Source organism: Catellatospora sp. KI3, from assembly GCF_029948125.1.
In the GTDB taxonomy this organism is placed as follows: Bacteria; Actinomycetota; Actinomycetes; order Mycobacteriales; family Micromonosporaceae; genus Catellatospora.
The window spans coordinates 91,594-115,582 of record NZ_JASAMB010000012.1 but is presented as its reverse complement, the minus strand read 5'-3'; the positions used below and the strand labels follow the sequence as shown (position 1 = coordinate 115,582).

The following is a 23,989-nucleotide window of genomic DNA, read 5'->3' as shown; positions in this document are numbered from 1 at the left end:
GGTCAGCCCTTCACGCCCGTGTGGGCCAGGCCCTCGATGAACTGCCGCTGCGCGATGACGAACACGGCCAGCACCGGCAGCGCGGTCATCGACGCCGCCGACAGCTGCACGTCCCACATCGGGCCGCCGTAGGCGTCGACGAACTGCGTCAGCGCCTGCGGCAGCGTGAACTTCTCGGCCGAGGACAGGAACACGATCGGTTCGAGGTACAGGTTCCAGCTGTGCAGGAACGTGAAGATCGCCACCGCGCCCAGCGCCGGGCGGGCCAGCGGCAGCGCGATCCGGCGGAACAGCGCGAACCGGCCCAGCCCGTCCACCCGGCCCGCCTCCTCCAGCTCGTACGGCAGGGCCAGGAAGAACTGGCGCATGATGAACGTGGCCAGCACGCTGGGTGCGCCCAGGACCGGCACCAGGATCAGCGGCCAGTGCGTGTCGACCATGCCCCAGCCGTGGAACATCTGGAACAGCGGCACGATGGTGACCTCGCTCGGGATGAGCAGCCCCGTCAGCACCACCAGGAACAGCACGTTCGCGCCCCGGAACCGGATGCGGGCGAACGCGTACCCGGCCATGGCCGACACCGCCAGCGTGCCGACCGTGACCAGCGCCGCGATGTACATGCTGTTGAAGTACTGCCGGGCGAACGGCTGCAGCGTGAACGCCTCCCGGTAGGCGTCGAGGCTGAACGTGTCGGGCCACAGCGTCGGCGGGAACGCGAAGACCTCGTTCACCGGCTTGACCGACGAGGTCAGCATCCACCAGGTCGGGAACAGGAACGGCAGCGCCAGCAGGCACAGCACGCCGTAGACGGCGGTCTTGGCCCTACGACTCATGGAAGACCCACTTCCTGCGCATGCGCCACTGCGCGACGGTCAGCAGCAGCACGATCGCGAACAGCAGCACCGACAGCGTCGCGCCGTAGCCGAAGTGATGGAACTGGAACGCCTGCTGGTACAGGTAGTAGACGAGCACCGTGGTGGAGGTCCCCGGGCCGCCCTGGGTGAGCACCGCGATCTGCGCGAACACCTGCAGCGACCCGACCACCGTGATGATCGAGGTGAGCAGGATGGTCGGACTGATCATCGGCACGGTCACGCTGCGGAACTGCCGCCACCGGCTGGCGCCGTCGACGGTGGCCGCCTCGTACAGGCTGCCGGGCACGCCCTGCAGCGCCGCCAGGAACAGCACCATGTTCAGGCCGACGTTCTTGACCACCTGCACCACGATCACCGACACCATCGCGGTGCCGCCCTCGCGCAGCCAGTTCGGACCGTCGACGCCGACGGCCTTGAGCAGGCCGTTGACGCCGCCGTCGTCCTGGAGCAGGAAGCCCCACACGATGGTCCAGGCGACCAGGCTGACCACGACGGGGGAGAAGAACACGGTGCGGAAGAACGTCGTGCCGCGCAGCCGCTGGTTGAGCAGCACCGCCAGCAGCAGCGCCAGGGTCAGGTTCAGCACCACCAGGCCGACCGAGAACAGGCCGGTCGCGGCCAGCACGTCGCCCAGACGCGGGTCGTCCAGCAGGGCCTGGTAGTTGTCGGTGCCGGTGAAGGTGAAGGTGTCGGCGAGCACGTTCCACTCGTGCAGGCTGTACCAGGCGGTCAGCGCCAGCGGGGTGAAGACGAACAGCACCGACCCGATGAGCTGGGGGGCGATGAACAGGTAGCCGGCGAGGTGGTCGCGCCGGCTACCGGTCCAGAACGGTCGTTTCACTTGCTCAGCAGGGGGTTGATCGCGGTGCAGACGCCGCCGAGCACGGTCTTGACGTCGGCGTCGGCCTTCCACAGCGGGTCGAGCGCCGACCGGACCGCCTGGGCGATCTCGGCCTGGCCGCTATGGCTGGGTTTGACCACCCCGGTACTGATGCCGTTGATCACCACCGACTGCAGCTGCTCGGGCTTGAGCAGCGGGTTGGTCTTGGCCAGGGTGTCGGCGGTCAGCAGCGAGGTGCGCGGCGGCGGGAAGTACGCCGCGAGCTTCGCCGAGTTCTCCGGGTTGGTGAAGAAGGCCAGGAAGTCCGCGGCCACGTCCGGGCTCTTGCCCTTGCGCAGCGCCCCGAGACCGGCCTGCCCGATCACCGAGTAGCCGCCCTTGGGCCCGCTGGGCAGCGGCACCAGGTCCCAGCCGAACTTCGCGTCCTTGAGCAGCGAGGCCCGCGAGATCTGGGTGATGGTCATCGCGGCGTCACCGGCGAAGAAGTCTGCGGTCGTGCCGGGTCCGGGCAGAGCCTGGTCGGTGAAGATCGCCTTGTGCAGGAACGTCATCGCGTCGACCATCGGCTGCTGGTCGAAGCCGCAGGTCCTGCCGTCGGCGCTCCAGGCCTGCGCGCCCCAGCCGGTCCACACGGTGGCCAGGTTGTCCCAGGTCTTGTAGTCGAAGTCGCGGACGACCAGGCCGCCCTTGCCGTTCTTGGCGTGCGAGGCCGAGGCGGTGGCGACCGCCTTGTCCCAGGTCCACTCGTTCTTGGCGATCAGCTGCGCGGGGGTGGGCTGACCGGCGGCGGTGAGCAGGTCGTTGTTGACGAACACCCCGAACGGCGAGGTGCTGAACGGGTACGCGTACAGCTTGCCGTCGTTCTTCCACAGGTTCGTGGCGGCCGGGCTGAGGTCGGCGGTGTCGTAGCCGTCGGCCTTGGCCAGGGTGTCGTCCAGCGGCAGCAGCGCGCCGGAGCCGACGAAGTCAGGTGCCGAACTCTCCAGCACCCAGGCCAGGTCCGGGCCGTTGCCGCCCGCGATCTGGGTGGTCAGCGTGGTGGTGTAGCTCTCGAACGGGATCGGATCGAACTTGACCTCGGTGACCCGGGGGTTCTTCGCCTTGTACGCGTCGGCGATCTCGTTGAACAGCTTCAGGTGCGCCTCGTTGGAGGTCCACACCGTCATCCGCAGCGAGACCGGGCCGGTCGACGCCTCGGGCTCGTCCGCGCCGCAGGCGGCCAGACCGAGCGTCAGCAGACCGGCGGTGGCGGCGGCGAGCAGGCCGCGTATTCTCATCAGGAACTCCAACTCCATAGTCGGAAACACTCAGTAACCGGACACGTCGGGCCAGCGCAGCTCGACGCCGTCGCGGACCAGCTGTGCCTGGAACCCCGAGAGCAGCTCGGGGCTGTTGCGCACGCCTCGCGGCGTGGTCTCGTGCGACAGGCTGTACGCGGCCAGCGCCCCCGCGACCTCACCGACGTTCCACTCGACCGGATGCAGCCGGAACGAGCCGTTGGTGATGTGGGTGGTGCCGATGTTCTTGCCCGCGGGCAGCAGGTTCTCCATCCGGCGCGGGATCAGCGCGCCGAGAGGGATCTCGAAGGGGCAGGACCCGACGTCGATGTAGTTGTCGCCGCCGGTGGAGGGGTGCAGGTCGATGCGGTACATGCCGACCCCGACCGCGTCGTGGTAGGACACCGCGCCCTTGTCGCCGCGTACGGCCAGCGACAGGTCCTGCTCGACCACGGTGTACTCGGCCCGGATCCGCCGCGACTCGCGGATGTAGGGCGCGACCGCCAGGCCGTCGGCCGAGCCGCCGGTGACGTCGCCGCGCAGCCGCAGCCCGGGGAACCCGGCCTCGGTCTGCAGCCAGTAGAGGACCGACAGCGACAGCTGCCGCGCGTTGGCCAGGTGCTCCGCCGCGTCCGGCACGTCGATGACCGGGCCCTCGAAATAGTCGATCATCGGCCAGTTGACCAGGCAGATGTCGCTGTCGTACGTGCCGGGCGCGAACAGCTTGCGGGCCGCGATGCGCCGGAACGTCCAGAGGTTGCCGTCGCCGGGGCTCAACCGCTGGTCCGCGACGACCGACAGCGGGTCGTCGTCGGGGTTCGGGGTGAAGCTGCGCTCGCTGATCGCCAGCGTGCGCGGGTTGGGGGAGCGGAACGACAGCAGCCGGTCGCCCCAGAAGTCCGGCCGGTACGCGCGCCAGAAGTCGTACTGGGCGGGCTTGTCGATGGTGTGGTCGCCGTCGACGTGGTCGATCGCGAAGCACACCGACACCGCCTGCATGTTCATCGGCTGCGCCGCATCCGGTGCGCTCGGCTCGCCGGTGTCGTGGCGGGACTCGAAGCCGGTGACGTACTCGGTGCCGGTCAGCGGCAGCAGCTCGCCGGTCTCGGTCGCGTCCAGCACGTACGCAGCCTCGATGGTGATTTCTTCGCCGGTGCGGCAGTGCTGCACGGTCACCGCGCCGACCCGGTCGCCGTCCACCTCGGCGGCCACCGGCCGGTACGGCTGCAGCACCGTCAACCGCCCCGACGACCGGTACGGCGCCAGCATCGCCTCGATCACCGCCACCGCCACCCGCGGCTCGTGGCACAGGCGGCTGACGTGCCCGCCGCCGGGGTTCAGCTCGCGCCACGCCCGCGCCGCCGGCGTCAGCGGGTAGTGCCGCCGGTAGTGGTCGCGGATGCCCTCGCGCAGCGCGCGGTAGCTCGCGGTCACCCCGAACTGCTCCACCCAGCTGTGCTCGTCCGGGGGGACGGCCTGGCTGGTCAGCTGGCCGCCGAGCCAGTCGTACTCCTCGGTGAGCACGACCCGGCGACCGGCCCGCAGCGCACCCAGCGCCGCCGCGACGCCGCCCAGGCCGCCGCCGACGACCAGGATCTCAGCCCGCATGTCAGATACCTCTTTCGATGAGCGTGGTGCCGGGCACGACCTCGCACGGCAGCAGCCGCTGGCGCGGTCCGGGCGTGCCCTCGATGACCGCCATCAGGACCTCGACGGCCTGGGCGCCCATCGCCTGCCGGGGGATCCGCAGGCTGGTGAACTCGGTCTCGGTGGCCGGCGCGGCCCGGGTCGGCTCGCCGAGCGTCGCGATGGACAGCCGCACCCCGCGCGAGCGGGCCAGCTCGTGCAGCGCCACCCCGTCGGCGTGCTCCTCGGCCAGCACCGCCGTAACCCCGGCGGCCAGCGCGGCGTCCAGCGCCGCGGCCAGGTCCGGGCCGGGCTCGGTGGCCTCCGCGGGTGTACCGGAGGGTTCGCGGGTGGGGTAGTGCACGCCGGTGACCCCGGCGCCCGCGACGGCGGTGCGGAACCCGCGCATACGGTCGGCCCACGACTCCGGTCCGGCGCCCTGGCCCAGGTACGCCAGGCGCTCATGGCCCAGCTCGACGGCCCGGCGCACCAGCACCGCGACCGCGGCTGGGTAGTCGGCGCCGACGCTGGGCACCGGGCCGCCCGCGTCGTCGCGGCGGCCGATCGACACGAACGGCACCTCCTCGGCCAGCAGCCGGGCCAGGTCGGAGCGGTCCAGCGAGCGGCCCAGCAGGATGCTGCCGTCGGCCAGGCGCAGCCGGTTGTCCTGGTGGAAGATGCGGCGCTGGCCGTCGACGACCGGCGCGCTGGTCAGCAGCAGCAGGTCGCAGCCGAGCTGCTCGGCCTGCTGCTCGATGCCGACCAGGAACGGGTGGTAGAAGTCGCTGTTGGCGCTGGGGAACACCGGCTCGTAGGTGAACACGCCCAGGATGCGGTTGTGCCGGGCGGCCAGCCGCCGCGCGATCGGGTCGGCGACGTAGCCGGTCTCGGCGATCGCGCGCAGCACCCGCTCGCGGGTCTCGGCCGACAGCTTCACGCTGTCCTCGGCGCGCCCGTTGAGCACGAGCGAGACGGTGGCCTGGCTGACCCCGGTCATCCGGGCGATGTCCTGCTGGGTCACCCGCCTGCGGGCTGCTCCGGTCACGGTACGTGTCCAATCCTCTGGCTAATGCGCATTAGTTGTTTCGGTGAGATGACATATTGCTGCCGCCCTCCGGGTTCGTCAAGACCTCGGCGGCAAATCGAGCGCGATCGAATCTCCTGAACTAATTCGTATTAGCCCCTTGACGCACCCGCGCGCCGACGCCCAGACTTCCGGTTACTTTCGGTTAACTCCATCGACAGGAGGCACCACCGATGAACCCGTCCCTCAACCGGCGGCAGCTCCTCAAGGGCACCGCCGCGGTGGCGGCCGGCGGGCTCGGCGCGGCCACGCTGCTCGGCGGCACCGCCCACGCCGCCCCGGCCGGCTTCCCGACGTACAAGTACCTCGGGACCCCGTTCACCAAGGCCAACCTGCGCTACAACCCCACCGGCGAGCTGATCTTCCCGTGCATCCGCGGGGTGTACGACAAGCTCGCCGCCCCGCTGGCCCGGTACTACCTCTACTACGCCCCGCACGACGCCCCCGGCGGCATCTGCCTGGCCTACGGCAACTCGCTGGGCGGCCAGTTCACCGAGTACCCGAACAACCCGATCGTGAAGAACGTGTGGTCACCGCACTACTCGGTGAGCCACGTGTCGTCGCCGCACGTCATCTGGAACGCCGCGAACTCGAAGTTCTACCTGTACTACCACGGCGAGAACCACACGACCCGGATGGCCTGGTCCACCGACGGCGTCAACTTCACCTACTTCGGGCGGGTGCTGCACACCGGCGTCATCCCGGGCGCCACCGAGACGTCGTACGCCCGGGTGTTCGAGCACGCGGTGCCCGGCCTCGGGAACAAGTACGTCATGGTGTTCATGGGCGTCACCGGCGGTACCCGCAAGATCTTCTGGGGGTGGTCGGCCGACGGCAAGTCCTGGTCCTACGACCCCACCCCGCTGGTCACCCCCGGCCCGGACGGGCAGACCGACATCTCCGGCGCACACCTGCTCAAGCGCAACGAAACCGCCTACATCGTCTACCACGGCGGCAGCGGCGACATGTACCTCACCGAGGTCGGCAACAGCTTCGACCGCGAGGTGCACCTCGGGGTGTTCCACTACGCCCTGGACGGCGCTCCCGACCGGGGCCGCAGCGCCGCCCCGTCCTTCGGCACCGACGGCGGCGTGCAGTACATGTTCTACGAGGCAGGACCCCGCCTCGACGCCACCATCGCGGTCGCCCGCGCCGTCTGACCGGCGCCCGATCGGTACGGCCGGCTGCCGTCGGACCGGCGGTGCGCCGGTCCGACGGCAGGCGCGTGACAGGTTGCCGACGAAGGCCCGCGACAGGCCTGAACTGATCGGCAACCCGACAGCCTGGATCTTGTTTCGGGGCTACCGTCGCGGTGACCACCCCTGGAGGAACAGTGTCACCTCGCCGTCTCGCCGCTCTCGCCGCCGCGGCTGCCACCGGACTGCTGGTGCTGGCCGCACCAGGCATCGCCGCGGCGTCCGTATACCTGTCGAACGACTCGGTCACCCTGTCGGCCACGCCGCAGTCCTACCACTACAGCACTACCGACACCTACTGGTCGGTGGTCGCGCTGCAGTCACCGGGCAGCGGCGACTTCGACCTCGCGCTCTCCGGCGGCGGCACCGCCCTGGGCACCAGCACGCAGGGCACCGGCCGCACCGACTTCATCGCGGTCAACTCCAACAGCGGGTTCCGGCCGGTCGGCCGCTACCTGGCGACGGTCACCGCGTACAGCGGGTCGGGGACCTACTCGGTCGAGCGCCAGACCGGGGCGAGCACGATCGTGCTGCCGGCGGTCACGCACCCGGGCAGCACCGGCGCGTCCGATCCGGACCTGGCCTTCGCGGTCCTGGCCGATCACGACATCGTCTCCATCGCCGACATCTGGCTCACCTCTGGCCAGGCGTTCTGGGCCACCACACCCACCGCAGCCCAGCATCTCTACCTGGTCAGCAGCACAGCGGGTACGCCGTCCACCTACGTCCGCAACCGGACCGCCGCAGCGTCCGGCCAGTCGGCGGCGGTCGTCGACGGGTGTACGAAGTACACGGCCACCGTCACCGGATGGCATGCCCTGGTGTTCGTCGGGGACCGGGAACCCGAGCTGCCGCAGGTGCCCGAGGACGGCATCGCGCACGCGTTGAAGCTGGTGGACCCGGCGACCCCGAACACGTGCCCGGTGAGGAACTTCCCAGCCGCCACCCCGTGACACGACCGCCGCCGCGACTCGACCCGAGTCGCGGCGGCGGTTTGATTCAGCAGCTCAAGCGCACTCCACCCCAACTGCCGTGGTCATAGGCGTTGCCGTCACCAGCGTCGGCGACCACCAGCCGGAGCGTGGACCGACCGGCCACGCTCACGTCCACCGTGGCGGCGGCCCCGGCGCGCAGCGTGGGGCTCGTCCAGAGCGTGACCCCGTCCGCGACCACCGTGAAGACCGAGCTGGCCGCCGCCGACGTCACCTCGCCGTCGATCCCGACCACCGCCGTGAAGCGCTGGCAGGTGCCGTTGAGCGCGAGCGCGATGTCGCTGGCGGCGTGCGTACCGATGCCCTTGACGTAGCTGACGCCGCCGACCACCGGCACGACGCCGTCACCGGTGGCGGTCTCGCCGTTGGACTGGTCGCGCTCGGCCGCGCCCCAGCCGTTGCTGGACGAGGTCCAGGCCAGGTCGGAGGCGTTCGACCCGGTGCCGGCCGTGGTGCAGGTGAGCGTCGCCGCGCCCCAGTCGCCGTGGTCGTAGTCGATGCCGTTGCGGCCGTCGGCGGCCCGCAGCTCCAGCGTCGCGTACCCGGCCGTGGGCACGCTCAGCGTGGTCGCGCCCTGGCTGGCGGTCTTGACGTCGGTGTAGGCCAGCAGCTTCCCGTCCCCGTAGACCTGGAAGCGGACGCCCGCGGCCGCGCTGCTGACCTCGTCGTCGATGCCGACCTGGGCGGTGAACAGCGGGCAGGCCCGCCCCAGCCACAGGTGCACCGAGCTGTCGGCGTGCACGCCGACGCCCTTGGCGTACGTGGTGCCGTTGATGGTCAGGGTGGTGCCGTCCCCGGCCGCCTGCTCCTTGTTGGACCGGTTGCGCTCGGCCGGACCCCAGCGGTTGGTCGAGGCCAGCCAGGCCATGTCGCCGACCTGGTACGTCCCTGCGGCCGGGGCGGCCTGGGTGGTGCCGGACCGGCTGATCCGGTACATGACCACGCCGTGCGAGGCGACGCTGCCCGAGACTGCGCCGGTGCTGGTGGACGTGGCACCGGACCAGAGGTTCTTCAGGTTGTAGCTCGACGACCCGCCCAGGCCGAGCTCGGCCGCGCTGGTCGCGACCGTGGCGGTGGCGGCCGTACGGTTGAACAGCACCACCGCGACCGAGCCGTCGGACATCGGCTTGGCCCAGACCTCGGTCTCGCCGTCGTCGCGCACCCGCCGCCCCTGGGAGCCGCCCCAATCCTGGTCAACCGCGATCACGTCGGCGTTGCGGACGATGGACAGGGTGGTGTCGTTGACCGAGCGCAGGTCGTTGCCCAGCAGCAGCGGCGCGTTGAGCAGCGCCCAGAGGCTGAAGTGCGACGTGTACTCGGCGGTGGTCATGCCGCCGTTGCCGACCTCCAGCATGTCCGGGTCGTTGTAGGCGCCCCGGCGCGCGAACGGCTCCAGCCCGGCCTGCTGGTCCAGGATGCCGGTCATGCTGTTCCACGAGTCGCTGATGTCACCGGTGGTGCGCCAGAGGCTGCCGCCCACGTTCGGCCCGAAGATCCACGGCGTGTCGTCGCCCCAGTTGCAGATGCTGTAGACGATCGGGCGCCCGGCCGCCTTCAGCGCGTCGCCCATCGCCTTGTACCGCTGGATCGCGGGTCGGCCCAGGTTGTTGCAGTTGTCGTACTTCAGCAGGTCGACGCCCCACGAGGCCCAGGTCTGCGCGTCGACGACCTCGTGGTCGAGGCTCGCGGGCAGCCCCTGGCAGGTCGCGGTGCCGGCCGAGGAGTAGATGCCGAGCTTCAGGCCCTTGCCGTGTACGTACGCGGCCAGGGACGCGATGCCGGAGGGGAAGCGGACGGGGTCGGCCTGGAGCCGGCCCTGGGCGTCGCGGGTGGGTGCCATCCAGCAGTCGTCGATGTTGACGTACCGGTATCCGGCGGTGTCGAGGCCCTTGGCCACGATCGCGTCGGCGGTCGCCCGGATCAGGTTCTCGTCGATGTTGCAGCCGAACCGGTTCCAGCTGTTCCAGCCCATCGTCGGGGCCGTGGTCTGGACCACCGGGGTGGACGCCTGGGCGGGCGGGCCCACCGGTGCGATCGCCGCGGTCAGCCCGACCGCGAGCAGGAGAGCGAGTCTGCGCACGATTCCTCCTGGGACGGAGTGTGTTCGATGGCGACATGGCGCCTTTTTCCGATATCGAACACAGTGAATTTGTTGTACTCCCAGACATCGAAGATCGCAATAACGTTCTACTGCCCGCCGACTGTGCCCGGCGGCGGCTGCCCCGTTCGGGCACAGTCGGCGTCGGCGCCGGTCAGGCCGCCGCGACGAGCACGCGCGAGCCCTGGTGCGCCTCGGCCGAGCAGTCGAGCAGCAGCGCGGCCACGTCCGCCCGGGGCACCGTCGGATTGCCGCGCAGCGGGCGCCCGGTGGCGTTCACCGTCCGCCCGCTGCCCGGTCCGTCCGTGAGCGTCACCGCGCGGACCACGGTCACCGGGTTCGGCACCCCGGCCAGCAGCCGCTCGGCCGCACCGAGTTGCCGGTACGCCGTACGCAGTGAACTCGTACCGATGACGGCCCTGGCGATCCACGGCAGGCGCTGCCACGACTCGCCGACGCCGACGGCGCTGAGCAGCACCAGCCTGGTGCTGGGCGGCACGGCCGGGAGCAGGGCGCGCACCGCTGCCGGCACGACGTCGGACCGGCCCGCGACACCACTCCACGGGTGACCGCGCCGGTAGCGCAGCCCGGCGCAGACGACGACCGCGTCCGGGGCCGGGCTCACCGCCTCGGCCACCGCCACCGGATCGTCGATCTGTCCGGTCACGACCCGCAGGCCGCTGCGGCCCGGCAGGTCGGCGGGCAGCCGCCCCGCGTCGCGGACCAGGACGGTCACCTGCCGACCCTGGGCCAGGGCCTGCCGGACCACGAGGGCGCCGACCCGGCCGGTGGCGCCGAGCACGGTGATGCGAATGGACATGTGGCTCCTCACCTTCAACCCATCGCCGGTGCGTGGGTACGGTGCATGCCACACCTTCGAGTCGACTCGAAGTCAAGCGAGCGGGAGCGTGCCGTGGCCGAGCCGAGCACCGCGCAGTGGACCGTGGCGGAGTTCGCCGCCCGGTCGAAGGTGCCCGCCACCACGCTGCGCTACTGGGACGCCGAAGGGCTGCTGGTGCCGCAGCGGCTGGTCAACGGCCATCGCCGGTACCAGGCGGCGGACCTGGACCGGGCCGAGATGATCAGGTTGTGCCAAGGGCTGGGCGCCAGCGTCGAGGAGATAATGCTGATCCTGGACGCCTCCGATCCGCAGCAGCGGGCACGGTACGCGGCGGGCAAGCTGCCCGAGGTGATCGAGAAGATCGCGCTGCTGCGTACCGCCGAAGCCCTGCTGCGCCACCTCGCCGACTGCGCCCACCCTGACGCCGAGAGCTGCCGCGCCTGGATGCGCGCGCACCTGCCCTGACCGGGCAGGCTACCGCCGGTGCGCGGATCCGGTGCGCTTCGGGCTGTGCGCGCCGTAGAGGTTGACGCGGTGATCGACCTGGTGGCGCGGGGTGCGCTCGAGGAACAGCTCCGGCGTCGCGGCGGCGTTGGCGATGTTGACCGTCCACTCCTCATACCACCAGTTCGCCGTGCACTGGCAGCCCCGGAACCGGAAGTTGGCCTCGTAGCGGGCCGCCTCGCCGGGTGCCAGCGTGAACAGGCGGCGCGATGCCCACAGGCGCGGATACACCGCTGAGGTGGGTGCCGCATGCACCGTGATGCCGTCGTCGGAGCTGCTCAGATCGAGCGACATGGTCTTGGCGGCGCCGGCACCGGACCAGACGCGCTCGAAGAGCCGGTAGCCGCCCGAAGGGCTCGCGGTGACATCGTGGCCGACCACGGCGTCGTCGGGCAGATCCTCGGGCAGGGGTAGCACCCTGGGCACCTGCCGTCGCAGGTCGGCGTGGGCGGCACCACGTTCGTCCGGCCGCAACGTCACCCGGATCCGGTCAACTACCCGGCCCTGAAGGGCCAGGCTTGCAGGTCTCTCGTCCTGGCTGGCTACGAGGTGAGGCCGCGTGCGGGCGATTGACTGCGCCCCAGTCCTCGACACCGCGTTGGGCGATGTTGAGGGCCGCATTGTGATCGGCGTGGGCAACGACCCCGCACGATCGACAGGTGAACGTTTCCTGATCGGGCCGGTTGCGTTTGTCGCGGTGCCCGCACCGGTTGCAGGTCTGGGAGGTGTAGCGCGGGTCGACCTGGACCAGTGGGACACCAGCTCGGTGTGCCTTGTAGGTCAGGAACGCGCCGAGTTGGTGGAAAGACCATGAGGAAAGGGTGACCCGTTGGGGCTTTCGGAGCCGGACCCGGTCGCGGATGCCCGTCAGTTTTTCGACGGCGATGCCGCGGCCGGTGCGTGCAGCCTCGGTCACGATGGTCTTGGCGATGAGGTGGTTGACGTTCGCGGCGTGGCGCGTTTCCTTGCGGCGGCGCCGGGCCAGCAGCCTGCGCGCCGACTTCGTGGATTTGGTCTGCAGCCGTTTTCGCAGCCTCTGCTGGCGGCGGCGGTAGCCGTTGAGCCGTGTTCCGGCATGGCGGTTGCCGTCGGAGTCGTAGGCGATGTTGGCGATGCCCATGTCCACGCCGAGGAAGCCGTCAGGTTCGTACGTCGCCTGCTCGGCTACCTCGACCGTGGCGTACAGAAACCACATGCCGTCGCGGTGGACCAGGTCGCACTCCCCGAGCGGCAGGCTTGCCACGGCTTTGAGCTGTTGCGGTGACCCGGTGTACGCCACGCCCTTGCATCGGCCGTCGACAGTCCAGATCGACACGGTACCGGCGTCTGCCTGCCAGGACAGCATCCGCGCGTCGTAGGGCTGCGCGGCATCCCATCGAAATGACACCGGCCTAGACTCGGCGTCACGGCGGCGTTTTGATCCAGGCCTGCCGAGGTTGCCGGCCCGGATGTTGGACGACAGCGTCTTGTACGCGTCGCTGACCTTCTTGATCACGTGCTGGGCCGCTTGCGCGCCGAGCCGATGCTCGCCCTTGACCGCTTGGTAGACGTCTCTGCGCAGGTCGTAGTTGCGATAGACGCCGGTCCGGCGTGCCACGGCGGCCGCTTCACAAGCCGCCGTGTTGCAGGCTCGCAGGGTCGCTTCCAGCGACGACGCCTGCTGCGGCGTGGGCTGGAGCTTGACCTGCACCACCAGCTTCACGGCTTCACCGTAGCATTTGGTCTGTGTCACCACGATGGACGCCTGACAGTGAGGATGTAGGAGCGGGTCACCTGGGCGGTCTGACCCACCGCCTGACCGACGATTTCTGTCCTCGTGAGGATTCGTCGACCGTCCGGGTGCCCGTTCCTGCACGTCACTGGTCGGGCATGTGACTTCATAGGAGCCTGTGCAAGAGGTCCCGTCACTGTCTTGTCCGCCGTCCCGGCGGGTGCGTGCCGACTCTGTTCGGTGCAAGCGAAAGAGGCGACGGTTCCAGCATGGCAGCCAAGAAGCGCCCGGTCACGGGCGGGATAGACACCCACGGCAAGACCCACCACGCCGCCGTGATCGACCAGACCGGCCGGGTACTGGCAGACCAGCAGTTTCCCGCGACTGCGGCGGGCTACCGGCAGCTACTGGCCTGGCTGCGCTCACACGGGCGGCCGGTCAAGGTAGGGATCGAGGGCACCGGCGCCTACGGAGCCGGCCTGGCCCGCTACCTGACCGGCGAAGGCGTCGACCTGGTCGAGGTCGACCGGCCCGACCGCAAGACCCGCCGGACCAAAGGCAAGTCCGACCCGATCGACGCCGTCGCCGCAGCCCGCGCCGCACTGTCCGGACAGGCGACCGGAACACCTAAGACCCGCACCGGCCCGGTCGAGGCCATCCGCGCCCTGCGCGTGGCCCGCCGGGGCGCGGTCAAGGCACGCACCGCGGCGCTCAACCAGCTTCACGGCCTGATCACGGCGGCACCCGAGGACATCCGCGCCGACCTGGCCGGACTGAGCACCGCCATGACGGTCACCGCCTGCGCAGGCCTGAACTGCGACGACACCGCCATGACCGACCCGGCCCAGGCGACCAGGGCCGCACTGGCCGCGGTCGCCGGCCGCGTCCAGGCTCTCGACGCCGAGATCGCTCAAGCCGACCGGCGGCTGCGTCCGGTGATCGCCCGCACCGCGCCACGGCTGAGCGCGCTCAAGGGCGTCGGCCCGGAAGTCGCCGGACAGCTGCTGGCCACCGCCGGTGACAACCCCGACCGGCTGCGCTCGGAAGCAGCCCTGGCACACCTGTGCGGCGCCGCGCCGATCCCCGCCAGCTCCGGACGCACCGACCGCCACCGCCTCAACCGCGGCGGCGACCGGGCCGCCAACAGCGCCCTGCACACCATCGCGCTCTGCCGCATGCGCTGGGACCCACGCACCCGCGACTACGTCGACCGACGCACCAAGCAGGGTCTGACCAAGAAAGAGATCATGCGCTGCCTCAAGCGCTACATCGTCCGCGAAGTACACGAAGCGCTACTGGCCGACTTCGCCGCGATCACAAGCGCTTGACATCCATAGGAGCATCAGGCGAGCACATCGCGACGCTGACTCGGCCGCGCCGCAACCGCGGCGTGGCCGAAGGGCGGCGATGCTGCGTAATCGACTCGTGCCCGAGCCGCCGGGAAAACCCCCAATCGGGTAACGGCGAACTGTCCGTGACGGGGCCACTCTGTGTCGTAAGGATTGAGTACGATCTCGGGGACACGAAGGGGGTCGATGTGGTCGAGCTGGTCCCGGGAGTCGGGCGTGGATCGTTGTTGCAACGCGAGCTTCTTGATCCGTCGCGGGCAGTTGAGGTCGGCGGCGTGTACCGCTTGGATTACGAGCGAGCGCTGGTTCTGACCGCCGACAAGTGGAAGGCCGATGCTGGTGGCATCCCGCCATTCTGCTTCCTGCTGGCGACGGCACGTGACATCTCCGGCCGCAAGGTTAGCGATCCTGACGATGATGAGGTTCTTCTCCTGCGCGTCGAAGGAGTCGCGAACCTCGCGATGGAACGCGATCTGCTGAGCGTGCGCGAAGAGGCTCTGCGGCAAGCCTTGGTCGGTGGGCGCATACCCACGACCGACGACGTACTTGGCATCGACCCGTACACGAAGGAACGGATCTCCTTCACTGGCCTGGATTGCCGCATCCTCGGCACCTTCTACGAGGAGCAGCTCGACGGCGAGATGGTCCTGGACTGGGGACATGACGTCGACAACTTCTACGCTACCGCTACGTACCGCGTGTACAAGCCCATTGGCGATGGGCTGTCCTCCATCGCCTCCTATCTCAAGCCCGTCGCGGACCAGAGTGTCCAGCGTGTGCGGATCGGCGTCGTGCGGTACTCCTCGACGCGGCGTCGCGCTCGGGCCGCAGGCCACGCTGACGCAGCAGTCGAGATCAACGTCGAGGACTTCGTCGGCCAGAAGACCGGCATGTTCGGCATGACCCGGATGGGCAAGTCCAACACGATGAAGACCGTGACCGCCCGCGTGTTCATGGTGTCCGAACGGCGCAGGCGGATGGGCGAGGCACCAATCGGACAACTGATCTTCGACCCGCAAGGCGAGTACGCCAACCCGAACACCCAGGACGGCACGGAGATCGCGGCCATCGGCCCGAATCACGTGAGCATCTACAAGTTCGGCGCGGATGGCTCGCAGTCGCACGTGCGGCCGCTCGGCATCAACTTCTTCGATCCCCAGCAAATCGGCGCGGTGCAGGCCATGGTGGCGGGCGAGCTTGCTGACAGCTCGTCGGGATACGTGCAGGACTTTGCGCAGGCAAGCTTCGAGGACGACCGCAGCGACCGCCGTGCCACGGCGTACGCACAGCGAGGGCGTCTGGCCTTGTACGCGTCCCTGCTGAAGGCTGGCTTCAAGCCGCCGACCGGGTACAGCGTGCTCGTGCCGGTGAAGAAGGAGCTTCGCGAGGCCATCGACCCCCCGAAGCCAGCACCCAGCGACGGTGAGGAGGAGGCCAAGGAGCCACTTCTGCGGCTGTTGCCTAACGGAAACGGCATGTGCGCGATCCGTGCCGAGAACATGATTGAAGTGGTTCAGAAGGTTATCGACTTGCGGGAGGCAGGCAGCGTCGCGGCGAAGGAGTTCACCGATGACGTGCGCTGGCAGTCGACGGAGCCGATCTTTACCGGGCAGTCCCTGAGTAGCCGGGTCCGCGGCTACCGTAACTTGATCAAGCTCAACCGTTTCCACAACGAGAACACCAAGCGCGATGTCGCCGACGAGATCCACGAGGATCTCGTTGCGGGGCGCGTGATCATCGTTGACCTGCACCTGGGCGCGGAGGCTGTGATCAAGCGGCTGTCTGAGGCGATCGTCTACCGGTTGATCGCCAAGCAGACCGAGATCTTTACCTCCGGGACAAAGCCGCCGAGCATCCAGGTCGTGGTCGAGGAGGCGCACAACCTGTTCGACCGGCGCAAGTTCGACAAAGATCGCTCCGACCCATGGGTGGATCTTGCGAAGGAGGCTGCGAAGCTCAACATCGGCCTCGTATATGCGACGCAGGAGGTGACGGGCGTCGCACACGAGGTGCTCGCCAACACCAAGAACTGGGTCGTCGCTCACCTGAACAACACCCGCGAGGTGCAGGAACTGTCGCGCTTCTACGACTTCGCCGCGCACGCAGACAGCATCATCAAGGCTGAGGACAAGGGCTACGTGCGGCTGAAGACCATGTCGTCACCGTTCATCGTGCCGGTGCAGATCGATCGCTACGGCCTGGAGGTCGTCAACGAGGCTCGCGCGGTCGCGGGCGAGTCGGCTCTGGTGCCTCCACCCACTCAGGGTACCCTCCTCTGATCTTGCCGGGAGAACGGGATGCCCTACGACGATGGACACGGCGGCTTCGAGCGAGCCAGCCGCACTGCACACACCTATACGGTGGTCCGCGCGCTTGCTGAGCGCGCGGAGTTCTACGTGCCGGTTGAGCACCTTGCTGATACGCAGTGGCTCGCGGGCAAGATCAAGAAGCGTTCAGAGCTTGTGCCCGACGGCGCGGCCGCGACCCTGAGCCACGCCATCGCGGTCGACGGCTCCCGCATGGTCGTCGAGGCGCGGGCGGGGCTGCCTTCGGTCCGCTATGGCTACGTCCAAGCCGGGGCCGTCTATCTCGATCTTGGCGCGCTGGAGACGCAACGCCAGGAGCGCTTCGTGGACCCGGTGGTCCTGCACCAGGCGGCCCGGAGGGCGCTGGTCGCCCTCGACCTGCCCACCGCCGGTGCCTACACCCGCCAGGGCATCGACATCAAGCAGTCCTGGCGCGAGGCCGTATTCGACCTGTTCCAGCGCAAACGGGTCGAGGTCAACGGCCTCAACCAGACCTTGCTGGAGCTGCTGTACCTGCTGCACGGAACACCGGACCGGCCCGCCAGCACCATCCCGGTCGACTGCGTCGCCTGCCCTCAGAAGAACATCGCGGTGGAGCCCACCGGCACCACCTGCCCCGCGTGCAGCGCCGAGGTCGTGCCGATCGACAAGCTGCGGCTCACCGAAGACGTTACCGACGAGGGGACGAACGAGCTGCCGCTGACCCGCCTGATGCAGATCGTCGAGCTCCTGGTCGTCATCGGCCTTATGACCCTGCTGTGGCGATCCGCCCGCAACTCCTACCTCCCCAAGACGCTGTTCATCGTCGACGGCCCTCTCGCGGCGCAAGGCGTTACCGCACCCCTGAAGACCCCCACGTTGGCGTTCATCCAGTCGATGACCCAGCCCGGGACGCTCGGTCCGTTTATCTGCGGCGTGGAGAAGTCCAGCGAGTTCGTCGACTTCGCCGAAGCGATGGCACGCTACGACGTCCTGGAGCCTGGCCAGCTCCTTGTGATCGATGACGAGGTCATCGCACACGTAACCAACAACCCCAACCCGAAGAACTACGGTCAGGCCACCTACTGGGGCCGCAAGTTCATCTATCGCGCCACAGATGGACGCGTACTCGTCGTCACCATCCCGCCAGCCACCGGAACGCCCTACAGCAAGCAGGGCGGGCGCCCCGAGCCTCAGCACTATCCGACGATGCCTGCCATCCTCGACGTAATCGACCGGACTGGCTCAACCATGTACCTCAACGCGCTGGTACCGATCGCCTTGGCCCACGGAACTGCCGCATATCCCATCGGCGTGGGCACCGACGTACTTAAGCTCGTCGCGCAGCAGAAGCTGGGCATGGCGCAATGACGAAGAGGGCGAACGGGGGCCGCCCCATCGATGCGGTGCCAGCCTCAAGCGAGGCTGCCACCGCGTCCACCGTCAAGGCCGGACCGCTCCCGAACCCGGATCGGGCCTCGATGCGCTACCTCAGCCCGCTGCGCTACCCGGGCGCCAAGAGCGGCATCGCCCGTTGCATCGCCGAGCTGATCAAGGCCAACGCCAAGAAGCCGCCCTTCTTCCTGGAGCCGTTCGCAGGCGGAGCGGCCACGACACTTCGCCTGCTGGCCGACGGCATTGTCTCCCATGCGATCATCGGTGACGCCGACCCCCTCGTCGCCAACTTTTGGATCACGGCCGCCACGCGGCCTGAGTGGCTGGTCGATCGCATGATCGACGAGCCGGTGACGCTCGACCGTTGGGACTACTGGCGCGCTTACGAGCAGAAATCGCCTGACGATCCTGAACTCGCCGTCAAGTGCCTCTTCCTCAACCGCACCACGTTCTCCGGCATCCTGCATGGCCGTGCCGGCCCCATCGGCGGACGCAAACAAGAATCGGACTACGCGATCGGCTGCCGATTCAACAAGGACGCCTTGGCTGAGCGCATCCGATTCGTCGGCGACCTGTACAGGTCCGGACGGCTCGTGGCGGCCTGGCGCGGTGAGTGGCAGCAGACCCTCAAGCTTTTCGGAGAGCAGTTCCCGGAGTACGCCGCCAGCGGCGACGTCGTCGTCTACCTTGATCCTCCTTACGTGGACAAGGCAGACCGTCTCTACACGGCCGAGTACGCCGCGTTCAATCACCTGCAGCTTGCCGCTCAGCTTCTGCATCACGTTCCCTACCGGTGGGTGCTGTCCTATGACGACCACGCCGATATCCGCGCTCTCTACCAGGCCAAGACGGTGCAGCCGCACAGCCCTGGCGTGCGGCAGTGGCGCGTTCAAAAGAGACTCGTCGAGCTTCGCTACTCCGCCAGCGGCCGCACCGGCCGCGGCCCAAAAGACGAGCTCGTCATCACGACCCTGCCCAAATTCCCTGACGATGCGTCATTCCGGGCGGTCGAGATCTGACCTGGGAGGCCCTGCTCGACGGGCGCGGTGTCGTACCGCACTCCTAACGGCGGCTGCCGCGATCGCCCGGCCGACGAACCGCACCAGCACACGCACCGGCTCACCTCCGTCTGCGTCGAGCGTAGGACGTCGGTGTCCGGAGCACGAGGTCCCAGCCAGGACCGGTCAGCCGGGGAAGCGGCGGGAGAAGTCAGTGGCCAGTTCGACCTGGCGCGCGTTGACCGCGGTGTCGCAGGGCGACTGCGCCCCGCAGGCTTCGCAGGTCGAGTCCTCGACCGATACCGGCTGATGCGAGTCCAGCAGCTCCAGCGCGGTCGTGACGACCATGCTGTCGGGATCGAACAGGAAGGACATGCTCTACCTCGCACTCGGCGTATCGGGCCGGTTGACGGCCGGTCGCCTCTCGATATCCGCGCCGGCGCCGCGCGAAACCTCGGGCGCCACGGAAAATCGGCGTTCCGATGGGTGTCGGGGCCGGTTATCCGGGAAGAGGTGACATGCGCAATGCTCGACGCCAGTCCACCCCGGAGGAATTCGTGCTTCACCTTCGAATCATCGCGCCGCCGCACCTGTCCGACGCCGTCGTCAAGGCGCTGGCGGCCGACGGGGCGGTCGCCCACCTTGCGGTCCTTCCCGGTGCGGCCGTAGAACCGCTCGGGGATGTGATCCTGTGCGACGTGGCCCGGGAGGGCGCCAACGCGGTCCTGGACCACCTGCGCACGCTGGGCGTCGAGCATGAGGGCGCGATCGCTATCGACGAGTCGGCGGTCGTCCTGTCCGACGCCGCACAGCTGGCGGCTGCCCGTACGCCCGGGACCGGCGCCGATGCCGTGGTGTGGGAGGAGATCGAGCACCGCACTGGGCAGGACACGCGGCTGTCGGCGACGTACCTGGTGCTCCTTATCGTCGCGACCATCATCGCCGCCGTGGGGGTGCTGCTCGACCAGCCGATCCTCATCGTCGGCGCGATGGTCGTCGGGCCGGAGTTCGGGCCGCTGGCCGGATTGAGCATCGGCCTGGTGCAGGGCCGCCGCCCGATGGTCGCGCGCTCGGCCGCGGCGCTGGCGGTGGGCTTTCCGGTGGCGATGGCCGCCACGGTCGCGGCGACCTGGCTGATGACCGCGGCCGGGCTGGTCGACCGGTCGATGCTGCTGGCCGAGCGGCCGTACACCGATTTCATCTGGCGGCCGGACGCGCTGTCGTGGGTCGTCGGCTTCCTGGCCGGGATCGCCGGGATGGTGTCGATCACCTCGGCCCGCTCGGGTGCGCTGATCGGGGTGCTGATCTCGGTGACGACGGTGCCCGCGGCCGCCAACGTCGCGGTGGCGGCCGCCTACGGTGTGGCCGACGAGGCCTGGGGCTCGGCGCTGCAGCTGCTGATCAACCTGGCCGCGATCGTGGTCGCGGGCGCTCTCACCCTCACCGTGCAGCGGCTGTGGTGGCGGCGGGTGCGCCCACCGGTCCGGCCCGTGTCGGTAGCCGCCCGCCGGCCCCGGCGCGGTGGCAGCGTGGTCCGGAAGGCCGGCTGACCGGTATCGACTGCCCGCGCGTGCGCCATCGCTGGTCACGGGCTTTACACAACGAATTCGTTGTGCAAGTATCCAGTTGTGGAAGCTGCTACCGCGGAGAATCTGGCCCGCACCTTCATGGCGCTGGCCGACCCGACCCGGGTGGCGATCGTCGCGCGGCTGTCGCGGGGCGACGCCACGGTCAAGGAGCTGACCGAGCCGTTCGCGCTGACCCAGCAGGCCGTGTCCCGCCACCTCAAAGTCCTGGCCGACGCCGGGCTCGTGTCGCGGCGGCATGTCGCCCAGGCCCGCCCGGCCAGCCTGGAGGTCGACCGGCTGGTCGAGGTGCTGGCATGGATCGACGCCAGGCGCACCGAGTGGCACGACCGGCACGACCGGCTGGCCGAACACCTCCGGCGCCTGGGCGGGGAGCAGCGATGACCGTCCCGTCCGCCGAGGGCGACTTCACCGTCCGCCACGTCCACCGGGCGCCGCGCGACCTCGTGTTCACCTGCCTGACGACGCCGGAGCACCTGGCCGAGTTCTGGGGTCCGGCCGGCACGCACACGCCACCGGGGAGCATCGTGCTCGACCTGCGGCCCGGCGGCGCCTTCGAGACCACGATGGTCAACGACGTGAACGGCGAGACCTTCACCATGCGCGCGGTCTACGTCGAGGTCGACCCGCCGCGGTACGTGTCGTGGCGCGAACTCGACTCCGGGGTCCTCAGCGAGGTGACCCTCGTCGACCTCGGCGACGGCACCACCGAAGTCGTGACCACCCAGCGCGGCCTGCCCCCGTGGATGCGCACGCCGCAGGCCCGCGCGGGCTGGAGCACGGCGCTCGACCGGGCCGCCGCCTACATCGCGGCCCTCGCCGCCACCGAGAAGAACGGATGAACGCCGTGGACAACCATGCGCAGGCACTGGTCGGGCCGCAGCTGCGGGCCCTGGCGGATGCGCTGGCGAGTCGGCCCGCCTCGGTGGCCGACGAGCCCTCGCTGTGTACGGGCTGGGCCGTGCGGCACGTCGTCGCCCACATGACGATGGCCGCCCGGTACGACGGCCCGTCGTTCCTGGCGGAGCTCGCGGCCGTCGGGCACGACTTCGGCGCCCTGTCGGAGAAGGTGGCCCGCAGGGACGGCGACCTGCCGTTCGACCTGCTCCTGGCCGACCTGCGCGGCGAGGCCATGGCGGCGTGGGCACCGCCTGGCGGCGGTGCGGCCGGGGCGCTCAGCCACGCCGTCATCCACGGTCTCGACATCACCTCGGCGATCGGGCTCCCGAGAACGGCCGACGACACGGCCACCCGGCTCGTGCTCGACACGCTGACCACCGGCGGCGCGAGCGGCCACTTCGGCGTCGACCCCACCGGGCGGCTGCTTCGTGCCACCGACCTGGCCTGGGAAGCCGGGCGGGGGTCCCCGGTCGAGGCGTCGGCCGGGGACCTCATCCTTGCGCTGGCCGCAAGGCCGCGACCGGGTGTGGCGCTGCACGCCCGGTAGGGTTACGGCGTCGACCGGGCGGCGTGCGCCTCGCGGATGAGTCGCAGGGGTGTGGTCGCGTCGCCATAGGCGTCACCGGTCATCACGATGACCAGTTCCTGGGCGGGGAACAGCGCCAGCAGCTGTCCGCCCTTGCCGAAGGCGAACACCATGCCGAGTTCGGTGTCGACCCACCAGTGCCAGCCGTATGCGCCGACGTGCGGATACGTGTAGGTGCGCGGCTGCCAGCACTGCCGCAGCCACTCGGCGGGCACCAGGTCGCCGCTCAGCAGCCCGCTGCCCAACCGGGCCAGGTCAGTGGGGCGCAGGCTCAGCCCGTACCCCGCGTGGCTGTAGCCGTGGCGGTCGGCGTGGAACCGCCACTGCCTGATGCGCAGCGGCTTGAACAGGCACTGCTCCGCCAGCTGTGCGACAGTGTGCCCGACGGCATGGCGCAGCACCGCGCCCAGCAGGTGTGACGAGCCGCTGGAGTACCACATCGCGGTGCCGGGTTCGGCCACCAGCGGCGGCGCGAGGATGGTCCGCAGCTGGTCGCTGCTGCCGGTCATGGGCCTGGCGTAGCCGCCCCACTCCTCCCACTCGGGCCACCGCAGGCCAGAGGTCATGGCGAGCAGGTGTTCGACGGTGATGGCGTGCTTGCGCTGATCGTCGACGGTGACATGGGGAAGGTGCGACAGCACCGACGAGCCGAGGTCGAGGCGGTCGGGCCCGGCGAGGGAGCCAGTGATGCTCTTGGTCACGGAGTGCAGGTTGACGGGCCGGTCATCGCCACCGTGCCGGCGGAACCACGCGCATTCGGTACGCCCCGCGTGCTGCACGACCAGCGAGTGGATCTCGGCCGCCCGCAGGCGGCGCTGCCAGCGGTCGCCAGACCACAGAGATTCGATCACGTCGGCGGACTGTAGCGACGGCCCCGGGCCTTCACAACCACATACGCCGCGGCGCTCAGCCCGTCTGGGTCGCGTCGGCGGAGCCGGGTATTCGGTCGCGGCGGACGTCTGATCACGGTAGAACCGTGGGATGACCGAACAACGGCTGCCCGGCGGGCGCAGTTTCGGAGCTGTACGCGTCGGCGACGAGGTCCGCCGCCCCGTGCAGCCGTGGACGGCGACCGTGCACACGGTGCTGCGGCAGCTGGAGGAGGTCGGCTTCGACGGCGCCCCGCGCGCCCGGGGCTTCGACGACCAGGGTCGCGAGCGACTGACGTTCCTGCCCGGCCAGACCTTGGGCGAGACGATGCCCTGGCCGGAGTGGCTGCGCTCCGACGACGCGCTGAGGCAGGTCGGTGCCTGGCTGCGGCGTCTGCACGATGCGACCGAGGCGTATCGGCCTGCCGGCGACCCCGTCTGGTTCACCGGTCGGCCGTGGCAGCCGGGCCTGCTGATCGCCCATCTGGACGCGTCGCCGTGGAACGCCGTGTGGGCCGACGGCGCCCTGGTCGGCTTCGTCGACTGGGACACCGCCAGCCCGTCCCGGCGCGAGGACGATCTGGCCTTCTCGGCGCTGACCTGGGTGCCGCTGCTGACGGCGGAGCTCGCCGAGCAGGTCGGATTCGGTGACCCGGCCGACCGGCACCGTCGCTTCCACCTGCTGCTGGACGCGTACGGCTACACCGCCGACCGGACCGCGATCCGGGACGCGATCATCGGCCGGGTCGGGCGCAACGTCGCGATGATCCGGCAGCTGGCCGGGGCAGGCGAGCCGACCTTCCAGCGCATGCTCCCGTGGGCCGCGGACCTGGAACGCTCCGGCGCCGAGGTCGCCGAACTCCCATCCCCCTTCTGGCGCCGACCCGCCTCCTGACCGCCCTCCGGGCCTGGTGAGAGTGCAGTTTCGGGGAGACTGCGCGAATCACGGCCCGGATTCCAGCACTTTCCCCGAAAC

General features: G+C 69.7%; 23 protein-coding genes. 12 read left to right on the top strand and 11 right to left on the bottom strand.

Translation table 11 applies throughout. The features are described 5' to 3' along the window. Positions 1-2: 2 nt before the first annotated feature. The 5 genes from QEZ54_RS20240 to QEZ54_RS20220 are packed head-to-tail and all read right to left on the bottom strand — an operon-like array spanning position 3 to position 5,664. Positions 3-833 carry a carbohydrate ABC transporter permease gene (locus QEZ54_RS20240; protein WP_281306234.1) on the bottom strand — a complete coding sequence of 277 codons (831 nt, stop codon included), beginning with the start codon at positions 831-833 and terminating at the stop codon, positions 3-5. Next, positions 823-1,716 (bottom strand): sugar ABC transporter permease, encoded by an 894-nt coding sequence (locus QEZ54_RS20235; protein ID WP_281306233.1) that lies wholly within the window; start codon positions 1,714-1,716, stop codon positions 823-825. Before QEZ54_RS20235 ends, QEZ54_RS20240 begins: the two co-directional genes overlap by 11 nt. Further along, positions 1,713-2,993 (bottom strand): sugar ABC transporter substrate-binding protein, encoded by a 1,281-nt coding sequence (locus tag QEZ54_RS20230; RefSeq protein WP_281306232.1) that lies wholly within the window; start codon positions 2,991-2,993, stop codon positions 1,713-1,715. The genes QEZ54_RS20235 and QEZ54_RS20230 overlap by 4 nt, the downstream gene beginning before the upstream one ends. 30 nt (positions 2,994-3,023) lie before the next feature. Then, the gene (locus QEZ54_RS20225; protein WP_281306231.1) at positions 3,024-4,601 is read right to left on the bottom strand and encodes an FAD-dependent oxidoreductase; all 1,578 of its coding nucleotides are present in this window, start codon (positions 4,599-4,601) and stop codon (positions 3,024-3,026) included. A 1-nt stretch (position 4,602) separates the two neighbouring features. After that, positions 4,603-5,664, bottom strand: coding sequence for a LacI family DNA-binding transcriptional regulator (locus QEZ54_RS20220; protein ID WP_281306230.1), 1,062 nt, complete (start codon positions 5,662-5,664; stop codon positions 4,603-4,605). Positions 5,665-5,876: 212 nt separating this feature from the next. On the opposite strand from QEZ54_RS20220, the gene QEZ54_RS20215 reads away from it, so the two are divergent. Together QEZ54_RS20215 and QEZ54_RS20210 are read left to right on the top strand one after the other, a co-directional pair. Further along, positions 5,877-6,863 carry a twin-arginine translocation signal domain-containing protein gene (locus tag QEZ54_RS20215; protein WP_281306229.1) on the top strand — a complete coding sequence of 329 codons (987 nt, stop codon included), beginning with the start codon at positions 5,877-5,879 and terminating at the stop codon, positions 6,861-6,863. 173 nt (positions 6,864-7,036) lie between these two features. Next, the gene (locus tag QEZ54_RS20210; protein WP_281306228.1) at positions 7,037-7,852 is read left to right on the top strand and encodes a hypothetical protein; all 816 of its coding nucleotides are present in this window, start codon (positions 7,037-7,039) and stop codon (positions 7,850-7,852) included. A 46-nt stretch (positions 7,853-7,898) separates the two neighbouring features. Here the strand turns inward: QEZ54_RS20210 and QEZ54_RS20205 are convergent, their stop codons facing one another. Next, positions 7,899-9,971: an NPCBM/NEW2 domain-containing protein gene (locus tag QEZ54_RS20205; RefSeq protein ID WP_281306227.1), complete on the bottom strand. Its 2,073-nt coding sequence runs from the start codon at positions 9,969-9,971 to the stop codon at positions 7,899-7,901. 172 nt (positions 9,972-10,143) lie between these two features. Then, positions 10,144-10,809, bottom strand: a complete 666-nt coding sequence (locus tag QEZ54_RS20200) for an NAD(P)-binding oxidoreductase (protein WP_281306226.1) — start codon at positions 10,807-10,809, stop codon at positions 10,144-10,146. A gap of 93 nt (positions 10,810-10,902) precedes the next feature. Here QEZ54_RS20200 and QEZ54_RS20195 point away from each other — a divergent pair, with 93 nt between their 5' ends. Next, positions 10,903-11,295 carry a MerR family transcriptional regulator gene (locus tag QEZ54_RS20195; RefSeq protein ID WP_281306225.1) on the top strand — a complete coding sequence of 131 codons (393 nt, stop codon included), beginning with the start codon at positions 10,903-10,905 and terminating at the stop codon, positions 11,293-11,295. A gap of 9 nt (positions 11,296-11,304) precedes the next feature. On the opposite strand, the gene QEZ54_RS20190 is transcribed toward QEZ54_RS20195, so the two are convergent. Continuing rightward, a complete protein-coding gene (locus QEZ54_RS20190) occupies positions 11,305-11,751 on the bottom strand; it encodes a hypothetical protein (protein ID WP_281306224.1) in 447 nt (148 codons plus the stop codon). Between the two features lie 73 nt (positions 11,752-11,824). Beyond that, a complete protein-coding gene (locus QEZ54_RS20185; RefSeq protein WP_281306223.1) occupies positions 11,825-13,036 on the bottom strand; it encodes a transposase in 1,212 nt (403 codons plus the stop codon). 278 nt (positions 13,037-13,314) lie between these two features. Here QEZ54_RS20185 and QEZ54_RS20180 point away from each other — a divergent pair, with 278 nt between their 5' ends. From QEZ54_RS20180 to QEZ54_RS20165, 4 genes are all read left to right on the top strand, one after another. Continuing rightward, positions 13,315-14,373 carry an IS110 family transposase gene (locus QEZ54_RS20180; protein WP_281306222.1) on the top strand — a complete coding sequence of 353 codons (1,059 nt, stop codon included), beginning with the start codon at positions 13,315-13,317 and terminating at the stop codon, positions 14,371-14,373. Between the two features lie 209 nt (positions 14,374-14,582). After that, positions 14,583-16,673, top strand: a complete 2,091-nt coding sequence (locus QEZ54_RS20175) for a DUF87 domain-containing protein (protein WP_281306221.1) — start codon at positions 14,583-14,585, stop codon at positions 16,671-16,673. Positions 16,674-16,691: 18 nt separating this feature from the next. Beyond that, positions 16,692-18,050 (top strand): hypothetical protein, encoded by a 1,359-nt coding sequence (locus QEZ54_RS20170; RefSeq protein WP_281306220.1) that lies wholly within the window; start codon positions 16,692-16,694, stop codon positions 18,048-18,050. Next, positions 18,047-19,093: a DNA adenine methylase gene (locus QEZ54_RS20165; RefSeq protein ID WP_281306219.1), complete on the top strand. Its 1,047-nt coding sequence runs from the start codon at positions 18,047-18,049 to the stop codon at positions 19,091-19,093. The genes QEZ54_RS20170 and QEZ54_RS20165 overlap by 4 nt, the downstream gene beginning before the upstream one ends. A gap of 165 nt (positions 19,094-19,258) precedes the next feature. On the opposite strand, the gene QEZ54_RS20160 is transcribed toward QEZ54_RS20165, so the two are convergent. Further along, a complete protein-coding gene (locus tag QEZ54_RS20160) occupies positions 19,259-19,447 on the bottom strand; it encodes a hypothetical protein (RefSeq protein WP_281306218.1) in 189 nt (62 codons plus the stop codon). Between the two features lie 182 nt (positions 19,448-19,629). Here QEZ54_RS20160 and QEZ54_RS20155 point away from each other — a divergent pair, with 182 nt between their 5' ends. From QEZ54_RS20155 to QEZ54_RS20140, 4 genes are all read left to right on the top strand, one after another. Further along, entirely contained in the window at positions 19,630-20,622 is a 993-nt protein-coding gene (locus QEZ54_RS20155; protein WP_281306217.1) for a DUF389 domain-containing protein, read from the top strand. 78 nt (positions 20,623-20,700) lie between these two features. Beyond that, on the top strand, positions 20,701-21,042 hold the full coding sequence (locus QEZ54_RS20150; RefSeq protein WP_281306216.1) for a metalloregulator ArsR/SmtB family transcription factor: 342 nt from the start codon (positions 20,701-20,703) through the stop codon (positions 21,040-21,042). Then, positions 21,039-21,500 (top strand): SRPBCC domain-containing protein, encoded by a 462-nt coding sequence (locus tag QEZ54_RS20145; RefSeq protein ID WP_281306215.1) that lies wholly within the window; start codon positions 21,039-21,041, stop codon positions 21,498-21,500. Before QEZ54_RS20150 ends, QEZ54_RS20145 begins: the two co-directional genes overlap by 4 nt. Then, a complete protein-coding gene (locus QEZ54_RS20140; protein ID WP_281306214.1) occupies positions 21,497-22,105 on the top strand; it encodes a maleylpyruvate isomerase family mycothiol-dependent enzyme in 609 nt (202 codons plus the stop codon). The genes QEZ54_RS20145 and QEZ54_RS20140 overlap by 4 nt, the downstream gene beginning before the upstream one ends. A gap of 2 nt (positions 22,106-22,107) precedes the next feature. Here QEZ54_RS20140 and QEZ54_RS20135 read toward each other — a convergent pair whose 3' ends face one another. Next, entirely contained in the window at positions 22,108-22,995 is an 888-nt protein-coding gene (locus QEZ54_RS20135; protein WP_281306213.1) for a serine hydrolase domain-containing protein, read from the bottom strand. A 130-nt stretch (positions 22,996-23,125) separates the two neighbouring features. On the opposite strand from QEZ54_RS20135, the gene QEZ54_RS20130 reads away from it, so the two are divergent. Then, positions 23,126-23,908: a phosphotransferase gene (locus tag QEZ54_RS20130; RefSeq protein WP_281306212.1), complete on the top strand. Its 783-nt coding sequence runs from the start codon at positions 23,126-23,128 to the stop codon at positions 23,906-23,908. Positions 23,909-23,989: the final 81 nt, after the last annotated feature.